General features: G+C 72.5%; 16 protein-coding genes. 12 read left to right on the top strand and 4 right to left on the bottom strand.

Annotated elements, in window-relative coordinates; all coding sequences use genetic code 11:
* Nucleotides 1-150 precede the first annotated feature (150 nt).
* Nucleotides 151-1269 carry an agmatine deiminase family protein gene (locus ACWDRR_RS36560; protein ID WP_449776582.1) on the top strand — a complete coding sequence of 373 codons (1119 nt, stop codon included), beginning with the start codon at nucleotides 151-153 and terminating at the stop codon, nucleotides 1267-1269.
* A 307-nt stretch (nucleotides 1270-1576) separates the two neighbouring features.
* Complete coding sequence (locus tag ACWDRR_RS36555; protein WP_449776601.1) at nucleotides 1577-2752, top strand: agmatine deiminase family protein; 1176 nt, start codon at nucleotides 1577-1579, stop codon at nucleotides 2750-2752.
* 211 nt (nucleotides 2753-2963) lie between these two features.
* Here the strand turns inward: ACWDRR_RS36555 and ACWDRR_RS36550 are convergent, their stop codons facing one another.
* Nucleotides 2964-3551, bottom strand: a complete 588-nt coding sequence (locus ACWDRR_RS36550; protein ID WP_449776581.1) for a TetR/AcrR family transcriptional regulator — start codon at nucleotides 3549-3551, stop codon at nucleotides 2964-2966.
* 260 nt (nucleotides 3552-3811) lie between these two features.
* Here ACWDRR_RS36550 and ACWDRR_RS36545 point away from each other — a divergent pair, with 260 nt between their 5' ends.
* The 8 genes from ACWDRR_RS36545 to ACWDRR_RS36510 all read left to right on the top strand — a co-directional run bounded on the left by ACWDRR_RS36545 (nucleotide 3812) and on the right by ACWDRR_RS36510 (nucleotide 12945).
* Entirely contained in the window at nucleotides 3812-4975 is a 1164-nt protein-coding gene (locus ACWDRR_RS36545; protein ID WP_449776580.1) for an agmatine deiminase family protein, read from the top strand.
* A gap of 96 nt (nucleotides 4976-5071) precedes the next feature.
* Nucleotides 5072-6082, top strand: coding sequence for an agmatine deiminase family protein (locus ACWDRR_RS36540; protein ID WP_449776579.1), 1011 nt, complete (start codon nucleotides 5072-5074; stop codon nucleotides 6080-6082).
* Nucleotides 6083-6221: 139 nt separating this feature from the next.
* Nucleotides 6222-7898: an ABC transporter substrate-binding protein gene (locus ACWDRR_RS36535; protein WP_449776578.1), complete on the top strand. Its 1677-nt coding sequence runs from the start codon at nucleotides 6222-6224 to the stop codon at nucleotides 7896-7898.
* Nucleotides 7895-8854: an ABC transporter permease gene (locus tag ACWDRR_RS36530; RefSeq protein WP_449776577.1), complete on the top strand. Its 960-nt coding sequence runs from the start codon at nucleotides 7895-7897 to the stop codon at nucleotides 8852-8854. Before ACWDRR_RS36535 ends, ACWDRR_RS36530 begins: the two co-directional genes overlap by 4 nt.
* Complete coding sequence (locus ACWDRR_RS36525; protein ID WP_449776576.1) at nucleotides 8851-9705, top strand: ABC transporter permease; 855 nt, start codon at nucleotides 8851-8853, stop codon at nucleotides 9703-9705. Before ACWDRR_RS36530 ends, ACWDRR_RS36525 begins: the two co-directional genes overlap by 4 nt.
* A complete protein-coding gene (locus tag ACWDRR_RS36520; RefSeq protein ID WP_449776575.1) occupies nucleotides 9702-10679 on the top strand; it encodes an ABC transporter ATP-binding protein in 978 nt (325 codons plus the stop codon). The genes ACWDRR_RS36525 and ACWDRR_RS36520 overlap by 4 nt, the downstream gene beginning before the upstream one ends.
* A gap of 43 nt (nucleotides 10680-10722) precedes the next feature.
* Nucleotides 10723-11520, top strand: a complete 798-nt coding sequence (locus tag ACWDRR_RS36515) for an ABC transporter ATP-binding protein (protein ID WP_449776574.1) — start codon at nucleotides 10723-10725, stop codon at nucleotides 11518-11520.
* A gap of 252 nt (nucleotides 11521-11772) precedes the next feature.
* Nucleotides 11773-12945 carry an agmatine deiminase family protein gene (locus tag ACWDRR_RS36510; protein WP_449776573.1) on the top strand — a complete coding sequence of 391 codons (1173 nt, stop codon included), beginning with the start codon at nucleotides 11773-11775 and terminating at the stop codon, nucleotides 12943-12945.
* A 133-nt stretch (nucleotides 12946-13078) separates the two neighbouring features.
* On the opposite strand, the gene ACWDRR_RS36505 is transcribed toward ACWDRR_RS36510, so the two are convergent.
* Together ACWDRR_RS36505 and ACWDRR_RS36500 are read right to left on the bottom strand one after the other, a co-directional pair.
* On the bottom strand, nucleotides 13079-13858 hold the full coding sequence (locus ACWDRR_RS36505; protein ID WP_449776572.1) for a phosphotransferase family protein: 780 nt from the start codon (nucleotides 13856-13858) through the stop codon (nucleotides 13079-13081).
* A gap of 62 nt (nucleotides 13859-13920) precedes the next feature.
* A complete protein-coding gene (locus ACWDRR_RS36500) occupies nucleotides 13921-14043 on the bottom strand; it encodes a hypothetical protein (RefSeq protein WP_286185328.1) in 123 nt (40 codons plus the stop codon).
* A gap of 251 nt (nucleotides 14044-14294) precedes the next feature.
* Between ACWDRR_RS36500 and ACWDRR_RS36495 the strand changes: the two genes are divergently transcribed.
* On the top strand, nucleotides 14295-15038 hold the full coding sequence (locus tag ACWDRR_RS36495; protein WP_449776571.1) for a helix-turn-helix domain-containing protein: 744 nt from the start codon (nucleotides 14295-14297) through the stop codon (nucleotides 15036-15038).
* 4 nt (nucleotides 15039-15042) lie between these two features.
* On the top strand, nucleotides 15043-15513 hold the full coding sequence (locus ACWDRR_RS36490) for an NUDIX domain-containing protein (protein ID WP_449776570.1): 471 nt from the start codon (nucleotides 15043-15045) through the stop codon (nucleotides 15511-15513).
* Nucleotides 15514-15644: 131 nt separating this feature from the next.
* Here the strand turns inward: ACWDRR_RS36490 and ACWDRR_RS36485 are convergent, their stop codons facing one another.
* Nucleotides 15645-16343 carry a TetR/AcrR family transcriptional regulator gene (locus ACWDRR_RS36485; protein WP_449776569.1) on the bottom strand — a complete coding sequence of 233 codons (699 nt, stop codon included), beginning with the start codon at nucleotides 16341-16343 and terminating at the stop codon, nucleotides 15645-15647.
* Nucleotides 16344-16439: the final 96 nt, after the last annotated feature.

Here is a 16439-nt window from a genome sequence, read left to right as displayed (position 1 = left end):
GCCCCACCTGCGCCCACCTGTCTCCCGATTCTTGACTGAAATTTCAGTCAATGCGACAGTGGGGCCAGGGCACCCGGTCGTGACGGTTCGGGGCGTCCGCCGCAAGGCCACCGGTCGCCCGGTGGGCAATACTTGATTCCGGAGATCCGTATGAGCGACAACCAGGGTGACGGTCGTTCCCTGTTCGGCCGACTTTTCGGAGCCCAGCCCCCGCGCGGGCCGGTCCCGGACGCCGGGCCGGCCGAGGACGCCGAGGCGGGACTCCCGCAGTGGTGGGTGGACCGCGACGACGTGCCGCACGCCCGGACCTGGATGTCCTGGCCCTCCCGCAAGTCCGTCTGGGGCCGGCAGCTGGGCGGCGTCCAGCAGGACATCGCGCTGATCGCGCGGACGATCGCCCGCTTCGAGCCGGTGCTGATGTGCGCCCCGGACGACTACAGCGTCCGGGAGGCCCGGTCCCTGTGCGGCCCCGCCGTCACCGTGACCGACGCCGTGCCCACCGACGACCTCTGGATGCGGGACACCGCCCCGGTGTTCCGGCGCGACGGCTACGGGCGGCTCGACGCCGTCGGCCTCAACTTCAACGGCTGGGGCCACAAGCAGACCCACCGGGACGACGCCGAGGTCGCGCGCGGCATCGCCGGCATGCTCCGACTTCCCTTCTCCCGCGCGGAGTTCGTCGGCGAGGGCGGGTCGGTCGAGACGGACGGCGACGGCACCGTGATGGCGACCGAGAGCAGCCTGGTCAACAAGAACCGCAACCGCGGCCTGAGCCGGGACGAGATCGAGGACGCCGTCCTGGAGGTGTACGGCGCGGACCGGATGATCTGGGTCCCCGGGATCAAGGGCAAGGACATCACCGACGACCACATCGACGTCACCTCCCGGTTCGTCCGGCCCGGCGTCGTCATGGTGCAGCTGCCCCCGGCGGACCGCGACGACGTCTGGGCCCGGGACGCCCGCGAGCAGTTCGACATCCTCTCCCGGGCCACCGACGCCAGGGGCCGCCGGCTGCGGGTGATCCGGGTGGACGGCCCCGACACCGTCCGCTCGCGCGACGCGAAGTTCGTCGACTCCTACCTCAACTTCCACGTCGTCAACGGCGGTGTGATCGCCGCGCAGTTCGGCGACACGGCCAAGGACGAGGCCGCCCGGCGCACGCTCGCGGAGGCCTTTCCCGGGCGCGAGGTCGTCCAGCTCGACGTCGACCGCCTGATGGCCGGGGGCGGTGGCATCCACTGCTCCACCATGCAGGAACCGCTGCCCTAGGGCCTGTCTTCGAACTCCCGCCTGCGGTGCGACGCCGGGGCACGCACCTCGCCGCGTTGTCGTCAGTCGCCAATGCTACGCAGTGGCTCCATCCTCCGCCTTGCGATGCACGCACCCCAACGCCGCACCGCCCGCCCTCCGGGCGGACGACGGGAGTTCGAAGACAGGCCCTAGATCCTGCCTTCGAACTCCCGCCCGCGCGTCGACCCCGTCCGCGCGGTCCACCACCCTCATCCAGTCGGAGCGTCCCGTGTCCAACCCGCCCCCGTCGTCCGCCCTTTCCCGAATTGCCCCGTCCCGCCGGACGATGCTGCGCGCCGCGGCCGGCGCCGGCCTGCTGGCCCTCGGCGCCGCGGCCTGCGCCCCGTCGGACGACGCGGACCGGCCGGATCCGTCGGGCTCCGCCGAGCCGCCGGCCCCGGACACCTCCGCCCCGCCCGCCGCGGGCGGGCCGGCGGCGACGCCCGGGCGCCGCTTCGGCGCGGAGTGGGAGGGCCACGCCCGCACCTTCATGTCCTGGCCGGCGTCCACCGGTATCTGGGCCGACCAACTCCCCGACGTCCGTGCGGACATCGCGCGACTGGCCCGCGCCGTCGGCGGCTACGAGCCGGTGGTGATGTTCGCCCGCCCCGCGCAGGTCGACGCGGCGCAGAACGCCTGCGGCAAGGACGTCGAGGTCGTCCCGCTGCCCGTCGACGACCTGTGGGCCCGGGACACCGTGCCGGTGTTCGTCGAGGACGGCGGCACGGTGAAGGGCGTCGACTTCAACTTCAGCGGCTGGGGCAACAAGCAGAAGGAGCACGGGAACGACACGGCACTGGCCGCCGCCGTCCTCGGCAAGTACGGGATGGAACGGGTCCGCACGCCGGTGGTCGCGGAGGGCGGCTCCTTCGAGACCGACGGACAGGGCACGCTGCTGGTCACCGAGAGCTCGGTGGTCAACCAGCGTCGCAACCCGGGCAAGAGCCGGGACGAGATCGAGGCCGAGCTCAAGAAGGCCCTCGGCGTGACGAAGGTGATCTGGTTCGCCGGCGTGCGCGACCAGGACATCACCGACGCGCACGTGGACTGCCTGGTGCGGTTCGCGGCCCCGGGGGTCGTCCTGCTGGACCAGCCGTTCCCCGGTGCGCCCGCCGACGTCTGGTCCCGCTCCGCCGCCCAGGCGCGCGAGGTGCTCAAGGGCGCCACCGACGCCCACGGCAAGCCGCTGCGGGTGATCGACCTGCCGCAGCCCGACCCGGACCGGATCACCGGGCGGGGCGACGCGTTCGTCTCCTCGTACATCAACTTCTACGTCGCCAACGCGTCGCTGTTCCTGCCGCGCTTCGGCGACGCCAAGGCCGACGACCGGGCCCAGCAGATCCTGCGCGACCACTTCCCCGGCCGCGAGATCGTGCCGGTGAAGATCGACAACATCGCCTCCGGCGGCGGTGGGATCCACTGCTCCACCCACGACCAGCCCGGCAAGCCGGAGGCCGGCTGACAGCCGACCGGCCCGGTCGCACCGGACGGCTCACCGCCGCGCTCCGCGCCCGCCGCCGGGGCGGTGAGCTCCGGCCCCGAGCCCCGAGCCCCGAGCCCCGAGCCCCGAAGCCCCGAGTCGGCGGGCTCGGGGCTTCGGCGTGCCGGTGCGGCGGGGAGGGCGCGGCCGGAGCCGCCGCGCCCCGCCGCGGCCACTGACCGGGCGGTCAAGCTCAGCGGTGCGCCGCGCGGCAGTCGGCCATCTCCGCGTCGACGGCCTCGCCGAGCAGCCTGCGGGCGTGGTCGAGCGGCAGCGATCCGCTCAGCCAGCGGATGCTGAGCCCCTCCAGCAGGGCCGTGAGGCGCTCGGCGGACGCGGCGTGGGCCGGTGCGGTGCCGGCGGGGTGGGCGCGGCCGAGCAGTTCGGCGATCTCGTGCACCCAGGTGTGGGTGGCCCTGGCGAGATCCTCGCGCAGGCCGGACTCGAACACCGCGCTCGCCCTCAACTCGCCCCAGGCGGTGCTGTTCTCGCGCACCTCGGCGGAGTTCTGGAGTTCCAGCAGCAGGGCCTGCTCCAGCTCCGCCCGAGGGTCCTTCGCGGCGTTCTCGTGGTCGGGCTCCGCGGTGTAGCGGTCGGCCCGCTCGCCGATGAACTCCAGGGTCTCGCGGAGGATCCCGGCGCGGTCGGTGAAGTGGTAGTAGATCAGCGCGGTCGAGACGCCGGCCTCGGCCGCCAGTTCCCCCACCCGCAGCCCGCGTACGCCGCGCCGCGCGATCACGCGGGTGGCGGCTCTGACGATCTCTGTTCGACGGTCTGACACGGGTGCCCACTCTACTCGTACGAACCCGTTTCCGGACCCGCATCCTGATCATTTCTTCAGGATGCGGCCTCGCAGGGCGTTTCCCGGCCCCGCCCGGGGCGTCGGCCGGGATACCGATTCGGTGCGTCCGCGCACGGAGCGGGCTTTTCGGGCCCACCGCGGGCCGGGCGCAGAAGCTTTGCTCCGAGATGTTGACTGAACTTTCAGTTCAGTCCAGGATGTGGTCACCCCTCACCCTCCCGATCCCTCCAGGGAGCCCCATGAACACCCCCACCCCCACCCGGCGCAGCCTGCTCAGGTTCGGCGCGGCGGCGCTCCCCCTGGCGGCCCTCGGCACGGCGCTCCCGGCGAGCGCCCGCGCCGCCACCGCGGCCCCGGCCGGACCGGTGCTGCGGATGCCGGCGGAGACCGACCGGCACACCCGGACCTTCATGGCCTGGCCCGCGCTGTTCTCGGTCTGGCAGAACCAGCTGTCCGCCGTCCGCCGGAACATCGCCGACCTCGCCCACGAGATCTCCCGCTTCGAGCCGGTGGCGGTGCTGGCCCGCCCAGGACAGGCCGCCGAGGCGCGGTACCAGTGCGGCTACGGCGCCTACCACCCGATCGAGATCCTGGAGATCGCCAACGACGACCTCTGGATCCGCGACTTCGGGCCGACCTTCGTCGTCGCCCCCGGGGCGATCGCCGGCGTCGACACCAACTTCAACGGCTGGGGCAAGGCCGGCACGGCCTACTACCAGCCGTTCGCCCAGGACGCCGCGGCCGCCGCGACGCTCCTCGCCGAGTACGGCATCGACCGGATCCGGGCCCCGTTCGTCGGCGAGGGCGGCTCGCTGGAGACCGACGGCGAGGGCACCCTGCTGGCCACCGTCAGCTCGCTGGTCAACCCCAACCGCAACCCGGGCATGGACCGGGCGCAGGTCGAGCGGGCGCTGAAGTCGACGCTGGGGATCGACAAGGTCGTCTGGGTCCCGGGCCTGGCCGGGCAGGACATCACCGACTGCCACATCGACTGCCTGGCCCGCTTCACCGCCCCCGGCCAGGTCCTCCTGGACCAGCCCGGCCCGGGCACCGACCCCCGATGGGTGGCCGTCTACGAGGAGGCCAAGCGGGTGCTGCGCAGCGCCACCGACGCCCGGGGCCGGCGTCTTCAGGTCACCGAACTCCCCGGGCCGGACCGCACCCTGATCCGCGGCCGCGGCAAGGACTTCCTGTCCAGCTACACCAACTACTACACCGTCAACGGTGCGGTGATCGCCCCGCAGTTCGGCGACGGCTACGCCGACGGCGTCGCCTACGCGATCCTCCAGGCCCGGTACCCCGACCGCAGGATCGTCCAGGTCGACATCGACGCCATCGCGAGCGGCGGTGGCGGCATCCACTGCTCCACGCAGTCCCAGCCGGCCGTGCCCGACACCCGCTGAGGCACCCGGGCCCGCTCCCGCCCGGGGCGCCACCCGTGCCCCGGGCGGGGGCCTCCACTCCACTGACCGAACGTTCGAGCAGAGAAGAGTTCCATCGTGAGTTTCCGCATGCCCGCCGAGTGGACCGAGCACGAGGGCTGCCTGATGGCCTGGCCCACCAGGGCCGAGCTCTGGGGCGAGACCCTGGACGAGGCCAGGCGGGAGTACGCCGAGGTCGCCCGGGCGATCTCCGAGTTCGAGCCGGTGACGATGGTCGCCTGTCCCGGGCAGGGCGAGGAGGCGCGGGCCCTGTGCGGGGAGGGCGTCGAGGTGGTGGAACTGCCCATCGACGACTCCTGGTTCCGCGACTCGGGGCCGATCTTCGTGCTGGGCCCCGAGGGCGAGCGCGCCGGCGTGGACTTCCGCTTCAACGCCTGGGGGCAGAAGCACCACCCGTTCGACACCGATGACCGGATCGCCGCCCTGCTGCTGGAGCGGCTGGGCGTCGAGCGGATCGACTCCCGGATGATCCTGGAGGGCGGGGCCGTCACCGTCGACGGCGAGGGCACCCTGATCACCACCGAGCAGTGCCTGCTCCACCCCAACCGCAACCCGGGCCTGAGCAAGGCGGAGATCGAGGCCGAGCTGGTGGCCAAGCTCGGTGTCAGCACGGTCATCTGGCTGCCCCACGGCGGTCTGCTGGACACCGAGACCGACGGCCACGTCGACGGCGTCTGCGCGTTCGTGGCCCCCGGCAAGGTGGTCGTCCAGCTCCCGAGCGACCCCGGCCACCCCGACTACCACCGGATGCGCGAGAACCGGGCCGTCCTGGAGGCCGCCGTCGACGCCCGGGGCCGCACGCTGGAGATCGTCGACCTGCCGCAGAGCGCCTTCGTCGACGTCGACGGCAAGGAGACCGAGGTCGGGTACCTCAACTTCTACATCGCCAACGGCGGCGTCGTCGTCCCGGTCGCGGGCGTGCCCCAGGACGAGGACGCCCTCGCCGTGATCGCCGCCGCCCTGCCCGGCCGCAAGGTCGTGGGGGTGCGCTCGCGGGTCATCGCCTACGGCGGCGGCGGTGTCCACTGCATCACCCAGCAGGTGCCGGCGGCCCGCCCGGCCGGGTGAGCCGGACCTCCACTCCCCGGTGACCGGACCGCGGGCCCGCACCCCACCCGCGCGCGGGCCCGCGGTCCGGCACCCTCGCCACCCCCGTCACGACCCCCCGTCACGACCCCCCCGTCACGCACGGAAGAGAGCCACCCTCATGCCAGACCCCCAGGACCGGCCCGGAACCCGCAGATCCGCGCGCCGCCGGCCCGCCCTCGCGGCCGCGGCCCTGGCCGCCGCCACGCTCGCCACCTTCTCGCTCACCACCGCCTGCTCCGGCCCGCCGAAGGACGGCGGAACCGCCGGCGCGACGGCCTACCGGCTGTCCGCCGGCACCCCGCCCGCCCAGGGCGACCTGGACTCCTTCACCTGGGCCGTCTACGCCGAACCGCCCACGCTGGACTACATCTCCGCCTTCGACTACCCGCAGAACACCGTGCTCTCCAACGTGTGCGAGAGCCTGATGCGGTGGACGCCGCAGCTGACCCTGGCCCCGGGGCTGGCGGAGAAGGCCACCAGTCCCGACCCGACCACCTGGGTCTACGACCTGCGCCCGAACGTGCACTTCCACGACGGCGGCGTGCTGACCGCCGACGACGTGGTGTACAGCCTCGGCCGGCAGATGAACCCCGACAACGCGGCCGCCTGGGCCCAGCAGTTCCAGAACGTCGGCAGCATCACCAAGACCGGACCGCTCCAGGTCACCGTCAAACTCACCCAGCCCGACTCGCAGTTCAACCAGTACATGGCCACCGCCGCGGGCGTGGTCGCCTCGAAGGCGGGGATCGAGGCGGCGGGCAAGGACTACGGCACCGCCGGCAGTCTCGCGTGCACCGGGCCGTTCCAGCTCGGCGCCTGGACCAAGGGCCAGTCGATCGAGCTCCGGCGCTTCGACGACTACTGGGGGACCAGGGCGAAGTCGGCCAAGGCCGTCTTCCGCTTCCTCACCGACCCCTCGGCCCGCGTCAACGCCCTGCTCAGCGGCGAGGCCGACGGCGGCTACCTGATCCCCACCGAGAGCTACGAGCGGCTGCGCACCGGCGGCACGGGCACGCTCTACTTCGGCGAGGGCCTCAGCACCGTCAACGTCAACGTCACCAACATGCAGGGCGTGCTCGGCGACGTCCGGGTCCGCAAGGCGCTCTCGCTCGCCCTCGACCGCTCGGGCTTCGTCCGCACCGGCCTCGGCGGGGCCGGCAGCGTCACCGGCTCGCTCACCACCCGCGCCGCCTGGGCGGCCGCCCCCGAGCACCTGCGCAGCGAGGCGTTCGAGGGGCTGACCCCGACCACGCCCGACCTCGACCAGGCCAAGGCGCTGATCAAGGAGGCCGGCGCCACCGGGAAGACCCTCACCGTCGCCACCAGCTCGATCGGCCAGGACGTCTCGCTGCTCGCGACCGCCGTCCAGGCCGCGGGCGCGAAGATCGGCCTCGACGTCCGGCTGAAGACCATCGCCCCCAACGCCTTCACCGCCCTGTTCACCGACCCGAAGGCGCGCGAGGGGATCGACCTGTTCCCGGAGACGTACTACGACTCCATCACCGACCCGCTCGACCTGCTGGCCAACTTCCGGACCGGCGCCTACCAGAACTTCGCCTCCTACAGCGACCCCGGTTACGACGACCTGGTCCAGAAGGCCGCGGCCGCCACCGACCCCACCGAGCGGTTCACCCTGGAGGCCCAGCTCCAGAAGACCGCCTCCGAGCAGCTGCTCTGGATCCCCGTCGCCGAGTGGCCCACCGCGGTGTTCCTCAACAAGAGGATCACGGGCGCGCCCACCACCATCTCCTACCTGTACTACCCGTGGGCGGCCGATGTGGGGGCGGCCCGGTGAGTTTCCTGAGATTCGCCGCCCGGCGGCTGGCCGAGATGGCCGCCACCCTGGCCGGCGCCTCGTTCGTGATCTTCGGGGCGATGTACCTCGCGCCGGGCAGCCCGGCGAGCTTCCTGCTCGCGGGCCGCTCGGCCTCCCCGGAGGCCCTGCAGGCGGTCAACGCCCAGTACCACCTGGACGACCCGTTCCTCCTGCAGTACCTGCGCTGGGCCGGCCAGATCCTGCACGGCGACTTCGGCCGCTCGATCACCTACCGCACCGACGTCTCCCGGCTGCTCGCCGACCGGCTGCCGGCCACCCTGCTGCTGGTCGTGATGGCCCTGGTCCTCGTCCTCGTGCTCGGCCTGCTGCTCGGCTGGATCGGCGCCGTCCGCGGCGGCGGCGCCGACTCGACCATCCTCGTCACCACCACCGTCGCCGTCGGCACCCCGTCCTTCGTCGCCGCCGTGCTGCTGCAGGGCCTGTTCGCGGTCAAGCTGGGCTGGTTCCCCACCGGCGGCACCGGCGACGGCTTCGGCCCGATGGTCTGGCACCTCACCCTGCCCGCCCTCGCCCTCGCGCTCTACCTGATCGGCATGCTCGCCCGGGTCACCCGCGCCGCGATGCTCGAAGTCCTCGACCAGGAGCACGTGACCGTCGCCCGCAGCCGGGGCGTCACCGAGCACCACGTGATCCGCCGGCACGTCTTCCGCAACGCCCTGGGCACCGTCCTGACCACCGGCGGGCTCATCGTCTCCACGCTGCTGGTCTGCACCGTCCTGGTGGAGACGGCGTTCAGCGTCGGCGGCATCGGCCAGCTCCTCGAACTGTCCACCACCACCAAGGACTTCCCCACCGTGCAGGCCATCTCGCTGATCATGGTCGGGCTGTTCATGGCGGTGAACCTGGTCGTCGACCTGCTGCACCCGCTGGTCGACCCCCGGGTCACCCTCGGAGCGAGAAAGGCCACCGGATGACCGCCACCCTGCTGCGCCGGCCCGGCCTCGGCCGGCTGCGCGCCGCCCGCGCACCGCTGTACCTGCTCTGTCTCGGCTTCGTCGCCCTGGTCGTGCTGGCCGCCGTCCTCGCACCGTGGCTCGCCCCCGACGACCCGAACGCCGTCGACCTCGGCAACGCCCTCGCCGGCCCCTCCGCCGACCACCTGCTCGGCGTCGACGCCTCCGGGCGGGACACCCTCTCCCGCCTGGTCACCGGCGCCCGGACCTCCCTGCTCGGGCCGCTCGGCGTGGTCGCCTTCTCCACCGTGGCCGGCGTGGCCGTCGGCACCGCCGCCGCCTGGCGGGGCGGCTGGCTGGACTCGGTGCTCTCCCGCAGCACCGAACTGGTCTTCGCCTTCCCCGGGATGCTGCTGGCGATCCTGATCGTCTCCGTCTACGGCGAAGGGCTGCTCGCCCCGGTCATCGCCCTCGCCATCGCCTACCTGCCCTACGTCAGCCGCCTCACCCGCTCCCTCGTCCTCGCCGAACGGGCCCGCCCCTACGTCGAGGCGTACCAGGTCCAGGGCCACTCCGGCCCGCAGATCTGCCTGCGCCACGTCATCCCCGGCATCGCCCCGGTCGTCCTGGCGCAGTCCACCATCAACTTCGGCTACGCCCTGATCGACCTGGCCGGCCTCTCCTTCCTCGGGCTCGGCGTCCCCGCGCTCACCCCCGACTGGGGCCGGATGGTCTTCGACGGCCAGTCCGCCGTCCAGCACGGCTACCCGCTGTCGGCGATCCTGCCCTGCGCCGCGATCGTGCTGACGGTCGTCGCCTTCAACGTCGTCGGCGAACGCCGGGCCGACCAGGTCGCCAGGAGGGACCGATGACCACCCTCGACATCCAGGCCTACCACCTGCGCCTGCCGAACACCGCGCGGCCCGTGCTCGCCGGCGTCGACCTCACCGTCGACGCGCGCGAGACGGTCGCCCTGGTCGGGGAGTCCGGCTCCGGGAAGAGCCTCACCTCCCGCAGCGTCCTCGGGCTGCTCCCGGCCGGAGCCGCCACCGAGGGCTCCGTGCGGGTGGGCGGCGAGGACGTCCTCACCATGACCCCCGAGCAGGTGCGCCGGCTGCGCACCGGCACCGCCGCGATGATCTTCCAGGACCCGCGGGCCGCCATCAACCCGTTGCGCCGCCTCGGCGACTTCCTCACCGAGAGCGTGCGGCTCAGCGGCCGGCTCACCGCCGAGGCCGCGACCGAACGGGCCACCGAGATGCTGGACGCGGTCGGCCTCCCCGCGTCGGTCCTGGACCGCTACCCGGGACAGGTGTCCGGCGGCATGCTCCAACGGGTCATGATCGCGGCCGCCCTGATGGGCGACCCCGCGCTGCTCCTGGCCGACGAGCCCACCACCGCCCTGGACGTCACCTCCCAGGCCGAGGTGGTCGCGCTCCTGGGCGACCTGCGGGAGCGCTTCGGCACCGGCCTGCTCTTCGTCACCCACGACCTCGGCCTGGCCGCCGCCATCAGCGACCGCGTCTACGTGATGTACGCCGGCCGGATCGTCGAGACCGGCCCGGCCGAGGCCCTGTTCGAGCGGCCGCGCCACCCCTACACGACCGCGCTGCTCGCCTCGACGCCGCGGCTGGACGGGCCCCGGGGCAGGCTCGCCGCCATCGAGGGCCGACCGCCGAGCCTGCGCGACGAGCTGACGGGGTGCCCCTTCGCACCGCGCTGCCCGCTCGCGACGCAGCTGTGCACCGAGCAGGTGCCCGCGCTGCTGCCGGTCGGGGCCGAGCCGGCCCGCCGCACCGCCTGCCACCACAGCGACCTGACGGGGGAGGGGAACGCCGATGCGTAGCCCGGACCTGGGGGCCGCGGCCCGCTCGGGAGGAGTGCCACCGATGCGCAGGACCGTTCTGGAGGCGGTCGGCCTGCACCGCGCCTACGGTGGCGTGCAGGCCGTCGACAACGTCTCCTTCACCCTGGCCGAGGGCGGCTCGCTGGGCATCGTCGGCGAGTCCGGCTCCGGCAAGACGACCACCGCCCGGATCGTCGTCGGGCTGGAACGGGCGGACTCCGGCCGGGTCCTGGTCCACCGCCGGGACCGCACCGAGCACCGCCGCGGCCGGGCCCACCGGCTCGCGCGGGCCCGCGAGGTCCAGATGGTCTTCCAGGACCCGTACCTGTCCCTGGACCCGCGCACCACCGTCGGCGCCGTGCTGCGGGAGACCCTGCGGCTGCACTTCCCCGAGGGGGACCACCCCGGCCGGATCGCCGAACTCCTGGAGCAGGTCGGCCTCGGCGAGCGGGAGGCCGGCGCCCTGCCCCGGCAGCTCTCCGGCGGCCAGCGCCAGCGCGTCGCGATCGCCCGGGCGCTGGCGGTCGAGCCGGCGGTCCTGGTCCTCGACGAGGCGGTGGCCGCGCTCGACGTCTCCGTCCAGGCCCAGATCCTCAACCTGCTCGCTGACATCCGCGAGGAGACCGGCATCGGCTACCTGTTCATCACCCACGACCTCGGCGTCGTCCGGTCGGTCACCGACGACGTCATCGTGATGCGGCACGGGAAGGTCGTCGAGTCCGGCCCGACCGCCGAGGTCCTGGCCCGGCCCCGGCACCCCTACACCCGGCTGCTGCTGGACTCCGTGCCCAGGCCGGGCTGGGACCCGCGGTCCATCGCCGCCGCCCGCCGCGCCCTGTAGCGGCGGGCCCCGTACCCGGGGCCGGACCGTCGACGCCCCCACGGCGGCGGTCCGGACCCGTTCCGGTTTCACCGGCTCCGCTTCACCGGCTCCTCTCCTCCCGCCCGTCTCCTCTCCTCCCGCCCGTCTCCGTCCGCCCGCCCGGATTCGCCCGATCGGCGGCGCGCGGGCTCACCGGTGCGCCCCTCGGCCGCTTCTACTGTCTGATATCACCCAGTTTGGGGCGTATCCGCAAGAACGAGGGGACCTGCCGTGAGAGAACCCTTCCCGTCCCGCCGGGCCGTGCTGCGCTCGGGGGCCGCTGCCGCCGCACTCGTGCTGCTGGAGGGCTGCAGCTCCGATGCGGCGCCCTCCGACGGGACCGAGCCGTCCTCGGCGAGCGCGAGCACGAGCGCGAGCGCGGCCGCGAGCCCGGCCGCCACCTCGTACGCCATGCCGGCCGAGTCGCACCCCCACACCAGGACGTTCATGGCCTGGCCCGCCCTCGAAGAGGTGTGGGGCGACCAACTGCCCGCCGTGCGCCAGGACATCGCGAACGTGGCGCAGGCCGTGGCCCGCTTCGAGCCGGTGGTGCTGATGGCCCGCCCGGACCAGAGCGCCCGGGCCCGCGAGCAGTGCGGCGACAGCGTGGAGGTGATCGACCTCCCGGTGGACGACCTGTGGGCCCGCGACACCGGTCCGACCTTCGTCACCGGCCCGGGCGGACTCGCCGGCGTCGACCTCAACTTCAACGGCTGGGGGAACAAGCAGGCCCACACCGAGGACAGCCAGGTCGCCCGCAACCTCCTCGACCGCTACGGCATCCGGCGCATCCAGGCGCCGATCACCGGCGAGGGCGGCGGGATCGAGGTCGACGGCGAGGGCACCCTGATGGCCACCGAGAGCTCCTGGGTCAACGAGAACCGCAACCCGGGGAAGAGCCGCGACCAGATCGAGGCCGCCTTCAAGGAGCTGTTCGGCGTCCGGAAGGTCATCTGGTTCGCCGGCGTGGCCGGGCAGGACATCACCGACTGCCACATCGACGCCCTGGCCCGGTTCGCCGAACCCGGCGTGGTGGTGATCCACCGCCCCGGACCGGACACCCCGCCGGACATCTGGTCCCAGGCCTCCGACCAGGCACTGGAGGTGCTCCGCGGGGCCACCGACGCCATGGGCCGCCCGCTGCGGATCGTGGACCTCACCGAGCCCGACCTCAGCGGCGTACCGGACCCCGGAAAGGACTTCCTGGCCACCTACCTCAACTACTACGTGGTCAACGGGGCGGTCATCATGCCCCGCTTCGGCGACAAGGCGTCCGACGACCGCGCGGCGGGCATCCTGGCCGACCTCCACCCCGGGCGCGAGATCGTACCGGTGAGCATCAACGCCATCGCCGCCGGCGGCGGCGGCATTCACTGCTCCACCCAGCAGCAGCCGGTCCCGTGACACCGAGGCGCGCCCGGAAGCCCCACCCGGTACGGCCGGGCGGGGCGGGTGGGTTTTCGGGGCCCAGGTAAACCGGGTGCGGACGTCCGGGGCGCAGTCGGGGCAGGCGCCGCGGATCCGTCCGGGGAGTGGGTCAGCTCAGCAGTGTCCGGAATCGCGCGTTCTCATCCTCGGCGTACGGGCCGAACCGGGCCGTGGCGTCATCGCAGACCACACGGACGAATGCGGCTTTGCCGGCCCGGGGGGCGTGCTCCCACTCGGGGAAGCCGCTTAGCCAGGCGTGGGCGTCCCGAGGCTCCCATCCGTACCCCATGAGCCGGACTGCCGTCTGTGCGGCGTCCACCCACGCGGGGCCGACAGCAGGCATGGCCCAATCGACCAGGTATCCGTGCTGAGACGTGATCAGGAGATTGTGCGGGTTGGTGTCGGTGTGCAACAGCGATGAGCCTTTGAGTGCTTCGGAGTCCCCAGGGCGAAGCACCTGGCGGTACCGTTCGGCCAGCGATGGGACGAGTCCGCCGACAGGTACGTGGCAGGAACGAGCGCGCTTGAGCGTGTCGGCAACGATCGCCGCGTCCCGTGACCGGGGTGTGAGGTCGGCATGTCGGCCGTGCACGTAGTCAAAGGCGATCAGGTGCCACTCATCGGCGACGGCCTCCCAGAGCATCGCCGGGCTCACCCTGCCAACCGAGGCGTTGATGTCAGCTTCCATGCGCTGCGCTTGCCGGCTGTCGGAGTCGGCGACGAGTGCGCCTTTCAAGAACAGCCTCGTGGTCGTCGTCGAGAGGATCAGTGCTGTTCGGCAGGTGATCCCCTCGGCTACCGTTTCGGCAGAGACCACCTTTCCACTGTGCCTCTCGACCACCGCCCTCACCGTTTCGGGGAGTTCGTCCCAGCTGACGTGAGGTTCCATACGTCGATCCCTTCGGCGAATGGGGAGGAGCCCGGACGGACCTCCTCCCCAGACTCGCATGATCAGCCCTGCGTGGCACCGCACTTGACGCAGCGCATCTTGGCACTCCACATCTGGTACTGGTGGTCTCCGCCGGCCGGGCAGCTGCCGTTCCCCAGGATGTGCGCCGTGATCTTCTGTCGCATGGCCGTACTTCCCTTCATCTGATTGATGAGCCCTTCAGGGGCCCCGCCGACCGTTCGAGCTGTCCAAGGTCTACCGGTCGAGGGGCGTCGTGGGGCGGCGGCCTCCGGTCGCCGCCGCCGGTGGTTGCGTCGCCACCAAGATCCAGCAGTCACCCGGGACGGTGGAACCTCACCTGAAGGACACTTCAGAACGTCCCTCACGCGGTACAACGTCCCTACAAGAGTCCGGGCCCTGCGGGGAGACAGGCGACATGTCGAACGAGAGACTGAAGGCCGTCATGGTGTCAGGGGGTTGGACGTACGCCGCCCTGGCCGAGCGAGTCGGAGTGGACACGAAGTCAGTCGAGCGATGGGCCAATCAGAGCCGAACGCCCCGGATCGGGACCGCCCGAGTGGCTGCCGACGCGCTTGGAGAGGATTTGTTCGCACTGTGGCCGAGCCTGCGGCAGCCACGTGCCGTGCGAGCCACAAGCCCCGAGCTGGTGGCCCTGTACGAACAGCGGGCCGACCTGCCGGTATCCGTGTTCGTGGACCTGATCGGGCAGGCCGCAGCACGCATCGATGTGCTCGTCTACGCCGCAGTGTTCCTTCATGAGGCCTACCCCCGGCTCAACGACCTGCTTCGAGGGCGTGCCGCCCAGGGCTGTGTGGTCCGGATCGCGCTCGGCGACCCGGACAGCGGGAACGTGAGACAGCGTGGGGACGAGGAGAGGTTCGGGCACGGCATCGAGTCCCGGTGCAGGCTTGCCCTCATGCACTACCGGCCATTGCTCGGCACGCCCGGGGTCGAAATCCGGACCCACGGGACCACGCTCTACAACAGCCTCTACCGGGCAGATGACCAGGTGCTGGTGAACGCGCATGTGTGGGGGGTCAACGCCTTTGGAGCCCCGGTCTGGCACCTGCGACGCACCGGCGCGGGCACGCTGTTCGACACCTGTGCTGCGAGCTTCGATGCAGTATGGAACGCCGCCCTGCCGGTCGAGGAGAGTTGACCACGTGGCACGAACCGAGTTCTACGACGATCCCGACGCGCCGGAGCCGAACCGGCTGGTCGTGGCGGCGTCGGCAGTGGTGACCGACGACGAAGGGCGCATTCTGGTTCAACGGCGCACCGACAACGGCTTGTACGCGTTGCCGGGCGGTGCGATGGATCTCGGTGAGTCGCTGCCCGGAACGGCCGTTCGGGAGGTCCGTGAGGAGACCGGGCTCGCCGTCGAGATCACCGGGCTGGTCGGCACCTACACCGACCCCCGCCATGTGATCGCCTACTCGGACGGCGAGGTGCGTCAACAGTTCAACGTCTGCTTCACCGCCCGGATCACGGGCGGCAGGCTCCGGATCTCCGACGAGTCGACCGATCTCCGGTTCGTGGCTCCGGACGACATCGGAGACCTGCCGATGCACCACACGCAGCAGCTCCGGATCCGGCACTTCCTCGAGCGCCGGGCGACTCCCCACCTGGGGTGACCGCCCGGACGAGGAAGGATTCCTGACCGTCCTTCAGGGGCGGGCGGGGGTAGGAGCGCGGCGAATCTCCGCGGACCCGCAGCTCGGGGGCCGGCGCCGCCGCCGCCGGGGCCGTCCTGATGCCGCCGGCGCTACGCGGCGCCGGCGGCGAGGCCGAGGACGAGCGCCCGCATCACCGGCGCGGAGTCGATCTGCGCGCCGAGGGTCTGGAACGCGGCGAGCCCGTCCGTCCCGGCCGCCGCCGCCTCGCCCAGCGGACGGGGGTCGAACCCGCCGCCGCGCTCGTCCGCCAGGACCTGGAACAGCGCGACGAAGCACTCCCGCCAGCGCCGGTACTCCGCCTCCAGGCTCTCCCGCACCCGCTCGTCGCCGGCGGCGAACCAGTGCAGGGCGGAGTGCAGCCGTGACAGGTCGCCGCCCTCCGGCTGCGACAGCATCGTGACGACCCGCTCGGCCCGTTCGGCGAACGTCCCCGGACCGGCGACCGCCTCCTCCAGGGGGGTGATCCACTCCGGCCTGATGCTCTCCACCACGGCGACGATCAGGTCGGTGCGGTTCTGGAAGTGGTAGTGGCACATGCCGTGGGTCACCCCGCCGAGGGCCGCCACGTTGCGGGTGGTGAAGGGCACCGAGCCGTCCCCGGCGAGCAGTTCGCGGGCGGCGGCGAGCAGCCGCGCCCGGGTCTGCTCGCCCTTCGCCGAGGCGCGCGGGCGCTTCGTACCGGTGCCGGTGCCGGTGCCGGTTCCGGTGCCTGCGCCACTGCCGCTCCCGGTGCCGGGATTCCCGGTCGGCGGGTCGACGGGGCGAGGGTCCTCAGCGCGCGTAGCCATCCGGAAACTCTAGCGAGACCGCGCCGGTGACGACGTGCCGGTGCGGACGAGGCGGACCGGATGAAGCGGACCGGACGAAGCGGACCGGACGAGCCT

It is taken from the genome of Kitasatospora sp. NPDC003701 (assembly GCF_053587085.1).
This window is presented reverse-complemented; position numbering and strand designations above follow the sequence as displayed.